General features: G+C 68.7%; 5 protein-coding genes. 4 read left to right on the forward strand and 1 reads right to left on the reverse strand.

Translation table 11 applies throughout. The annotated features are described in order from the left end of the window. On the forward strand, positions 1-416 hold a 416-nt coding region (locus ACWELQ_RS39680; protein ID WP_452402152.1), incomplete at its 5' end, for an MFS transporter. Positions 417-513: 97 nt separating this feature from the next. After that, entirely contained in the window at positions 514-729 is a 216-nt protein-coding gene (locus ACWELQ_RS39685; protein ID WP_452402153.1) for a hypothetical protein, read from the forward strand. Here ACWELQ_RS39685 and lipB read toward each other — a convergent pair. Then, positions 707-1378, reverse strand: a complete 672-nt coding sequence (gene lipB / locus ACWELQ_RS39690) for a lipoyl(octanoyl) transferase LipB (protein ID WP_452402154.1) — start codon at positions 1376-1378, stop codon at positions 707-709. The genes ACWELQ_RS39685 and lipB overlap by 23 nt on opposite strands. 165 nt (positions 1379-1543) lie before the next feature. Between lipB and pheS the strand changes: the two genes are divergently transcribed. Together pheS and pheT are read left to right on the forward strand one after the other, a co-directional pair. Beyond that, positions 1544-2602, forward strand: coding sequence for a phenylalanine--tRNA ligase subunit alpha (gene pheS / locus ACWELQ_RS39695; protein ID WP_452402155.1), 1059 nt, complete (start codon positions 1544-1546; stop codon positions 2600-2602). Between the two features lie 33 nt (positions 2603-2635). Continuing rightward, positions 2636-4252: phenylalanine--tRNA ligase subunit beta (gene pheT, locus ACWELQ_RS39700; protein ID WP_452402156.1), on the forward strand; the 1617-nt coding region annotated here is incomplete at its 3' end.

Consider the following 4252-nt stretch of genomic DNA (forward strand, 5'->3'; position numbering starts at 1 on the left):
GCCAGGCCCTGCTCGCGATCGCCCTCTACTGGATGGCGATGGTCACCGGCGTCCACTCCGCCTACAGCTCCCTGGTGCTGCCGTTCATCCTGGGCGGCATCGGCATGGGCCTGACCTTCGCGCCGTCCGCCACCGCAGTGATGGCCAGCGCGGCACCCGACGACCGCGGCATGGCCTCCGGTGCCAACAACACCATCCGTGAGGTCGGCGTAGCCCTCGGCGTCGCAGTCCTGGCCTCGGTCTTCGCCTCCCACGGCTCCTATGTGAGCCCGCAGGACTACGTCGACGGCCTCATCCCGGCAGTCAAGGTCGGCGCCGCGGTCGTCGCGGTCGGCGCCTTGATCGCAGTGCTCCTGCCCGGCCGCAAAGCCACCGCTGAGCGGCTCGCCGATGGCGTGCTGGTCGCCGCGCACTGATCAGCCGCGTGTGCGAGAGTTACGCCAGCACGAACCGCGTTCCGCCCCTTCCGGAATTGTCCGGAAGGGGCGGAACGCGTCTGAGGGGGTAATCGATATGTCCACCGGCACAACGAAATACGGCTCGCTGTTCCTGCACTGCTACTTCTGGGCCGCGCTCATGGGCGTGCTGCGGGGATGGCTCGTCCATCACAATCTCGTGCTCGGCATCCTCGAAGGACTGTTCGGAGGCATCATCACCGCAGGTGTGCTGACCTGCTGCCGCACGTATGCCGTCCGGCGCGTGCAGATCAGGCGGGTAGAACCGGTGTAGCGGTGGCTTCGAAAACCTTGGCGACAGTGGCGACCACCTCGGGCATGGTGGGTGCGGGTGCACCGCCGAGTTCGCGTTCGACGGAGGTCATGTCGACGTCGGGGAGGCCGCAGGCGATGGCGAGTTTCCAGGGGGTGAGGTCGCCGGTGACGTTGAGGGCGAAGCCGTGGGTGGAGACGTTGCGGCCTACGCGCATGCCGATGGAGGTGATCTTGCGGCCGGTGTCGCGGGTCCAGACGCCGGTGAGGAGTTCGGAACCCTTCGGGGTGTCGCGGCGTTCGGCGGGGATGCCCAATTCGGCCAGGACGGCGACGATTCGGTGTTCGACGTCACGGATGAGGTCGACGACGCCCTCGCCGGGTTGCAGGCGGGCGATGAGGTAGCCGACGAGTTGGCCGGGGGCGTGGTAGGTGAGTTGGCCGCCGCGGTTGGTGGTGAACACCGGGATGTTCGCCTCGGGGGCGGGGAGGTGTTCCTCGGGGGTGCGCCTGCCGATGGTGAAGGTCTGTTCGTGGGTGAGCAGCCACAGGGTGTCGGGGCGTTCGTCGGCGACGCGTTGCTCCCACATTTCCTGCATGCGTGTCATCGCCGCGCCGTACTCGGTGAGGTGGTCGGTGTCGTCGATGAGGGTCAGCGGACGGGACTTCACACGTCCATTCGTACCACCGCAGTGGCCCCCGCCACACCGGCAGGGCCAGCTCGAGCTGCGGAAATCCAGGTGAGGTGGGCTGATTACAAGGATTACGATGCCACCAGCAAGAATGGGTGGGAATGTCCGCCGACTCGTAACCAGTATGGGGAGTGACGAACCATCGTGGCCGATGACAACAGTGCCGAGCAGAACGCCGCGTTGAGCGAGGAATCGCTCTCCGCTGCCGCGGAAGCTGCTGAGAAGGCGTTCGCCTCGGCCGCCACCCTGGACGAGCTGGCGGCCGCCAAGACCGAGTACATGGGCGGCAAGTCGCCGATCTCGCTGGCACAGCGCTCGCTGGGCACCCTCGCCAAGGAAGAGAAGGCCGAGGCGGGCAAGCGCGTGAACGTGGCCCGCGGTCGCGTGTCGAGCGCGTTCGAGGCCCGCCAGGCCGAACTGCTCGCCGAGCGCGACGCCGCGGTCCTGGTCGCGGAGACCATCGACGTGACGCTGCCCGCCCGCCGGCACGCCGCCGGTGCCCGGCACCCGATCTCGGTGCTGTCGGAGCGGGTCGCGGACGTGTTCGTGGCCATGGGCTGGGAGGTCGCCGAGGGTCCCGAGGTCGAGACCGAGCACTTCAACTTCGACGCCCTCAACTTCCTGCCGGACCATCCGGCCCGCACCATGCAGGACACCTTCCACATCGCGCCGGAGGGTTCGCGGCAGGTGCTCCGCACGCACACCTCCCCGGTTCAGGTGCGCTCGATGCTGTCTCGTGAGCTGCCGATCTACGTGGTGTGCCCGGGCCGGACGTTCCGCACCGATGAGCTGGACGCGACCCACACCCCGGTGTTCTCGCAGATCGAGGGTCTGGCCGTCGACAAGGGCCTGACCATGGCGCATCTCAAGGGCACCCTGGACGGTTTCGCGCGGGCGCTGTTCGGTCCGAACACCACCACGCGCATGCGGCCCAGCTTCTTCCCCTTCACCGAGCCGTCCGCCGAGGTGGACGTGTGGTTCGAGGACAAGAAGGGCGGCCCCGGCTGGGTCGAGTGGGGCGGCTGCGGCATGGTGAACCCGAAGGTGCTCATCGCCAGCGGTATCGATCCCGCGGTGTACAGCGGCTTCGCGTTCGGCATGGGTCTGGAGCGGACGCTGCAGTTCCGCAACGGCCTGCCGGATATGCGCGACATCGTCGAGGGCGATGTGCGTTTCACGGTGCCGTTCGGCATCCAGTCCTGACCTGACCCCCGATACAAGGAAGCGAAACGTCAAGTGCGAGTAGCGCAGTCCTGGCTGACAGACATCCTGCAGCGGACCACCCCCGGGTGGTCGGTGACGGCCGAGGAACTCGACGCGGGGTTCGTCCGGGTCGGTCTGGAAGTCGAAGAGGTCGACCCGCTCGAGGCCATCGGCGGTGACATCGAGCACCCGCTGGTGGTCGGCCGGGTCGCCGAGATCACCGAGCTGACCGAGTTCAAGAAGCCGATCCGCTTCTGCAAGGTCGACGTCGGCAATCCGGAGCTGCAGGAGATCGTCTGCGGCGCACGGAATTTCGCCGTCGGTGACCTGGTCGTCGTGGTGCTGCCGGGCGGTGTGCTGCCCGGCGGTTTCAAGATCTCGTCGCGGAAGACCTACGGGCACACCAGCAACGGCATGATCTGCTCGGTCGCCGAGCTCGGCATCGGCAAGGACCACAGCGGCATCCTGGTGCTGGAGCCCGGCACCGCCGAGCCGGGCGCGGACGCCAATGTGCTGCTGGGCCTGGACGATACGGTCATCGAGCTCGCGATCACGCCGGACCGCGGCTACGCGTTCTCGGCGCGCGGCCTGGCGCGGGAACTGGCCTGCGGCTTCGACCTGGAGTACAGCGATCCCGCCGTGCGGCTGCTGCCCGACGACGAGACCGAAGCCTGGTCGGTGAAGCTCGAACCCGAATCCCTGTGCACGCGTTTCGCGGTGCGCCGGGTGACCGGGATCAACCCGAAGGCCGTGAGCCCGTGGTGGTTGCAGCGTCGCCTGCTGCTGTCGGGCGTGCGCCCGATCTCCCCGGCCGTGGACGTCACCAACTATGTGATGCTCGAGCTCGGCCAGCCGCTGCACGCCTTCGACGCCGCGAAGGTGCAGGGCGGTTTCGTGGTGCGCCGCGCGCACAAGGGCGAGACACTGCGCACCCTCGACGAGACCGAACGCACCCTCGACGCCGAGGATGTGGTGATCGCCGACAACAGCGGCGTCATCTCGCTGGCGGGCATCATGGGCGGCGCGAGCACCGAGGTCTCCGACTCCTCGACCGATATCCTGCTCGAGGCCGCCACCTGGAATCCGGTGGCCGTGGCGCGCACCGCACGCCGCCACAAGCTCGGCTCCGAGGCCAGCCGCCGCTTCGAGCGGGTCGTGGATCCCGAGCTGAACATCGCCGCGCTGGATCGCGCCGCCACCCTGCTGGCCGAGATCGCCGGTGGCACGGTCGAATCCGTGCTGACCGACGTGCGCGTGCCGACCCCGGCCGTGCAGCCGATCGCCATGAACATCGACCTGGCCGACCGCACCGCGGGCGTGCACTACGCGCCGGGTGCGGCCACCCGCCGTCTGCAGCAGGTGGGTTGCTCGATCGAGGTGGGTGTCAGCGAGGCCGGTCACGGTCAGCTGGTGGTCACCCCGCCGAGCTGGCGTCCCGACCTCACCCAGCCCGCCGACCTGGTCGAGGAGGTGCTGCGCCTGGAGGGTCTGGACAAGATCCCGTCGGTGCTGCCCACCGCCCCCGCGGGTCGCGGCCTGACCGCCGAGCAGCGTCGCCGCCGCGCGGTGAGCAAGGCGCTCGCGTTCGAGGGTTGCGTCGAGGTGCCCGCCCCGGTCTTCATGCCCGGCGGTGTCTTCGACACCTGGGGC

The organism is Nocardia sp. NPDC004722, assembly GCF_053601505.1.

Bases quoted from the DNA above. Each gene is read 5' to 3' on its own strand.
- ACWELQ_RS39685 (WP_452402153.1), top strand. From the start codon at position 514: ATGTCCACCGGCACAACGAAATACGGCTCGCTGTTCCTGCACTGCTAC.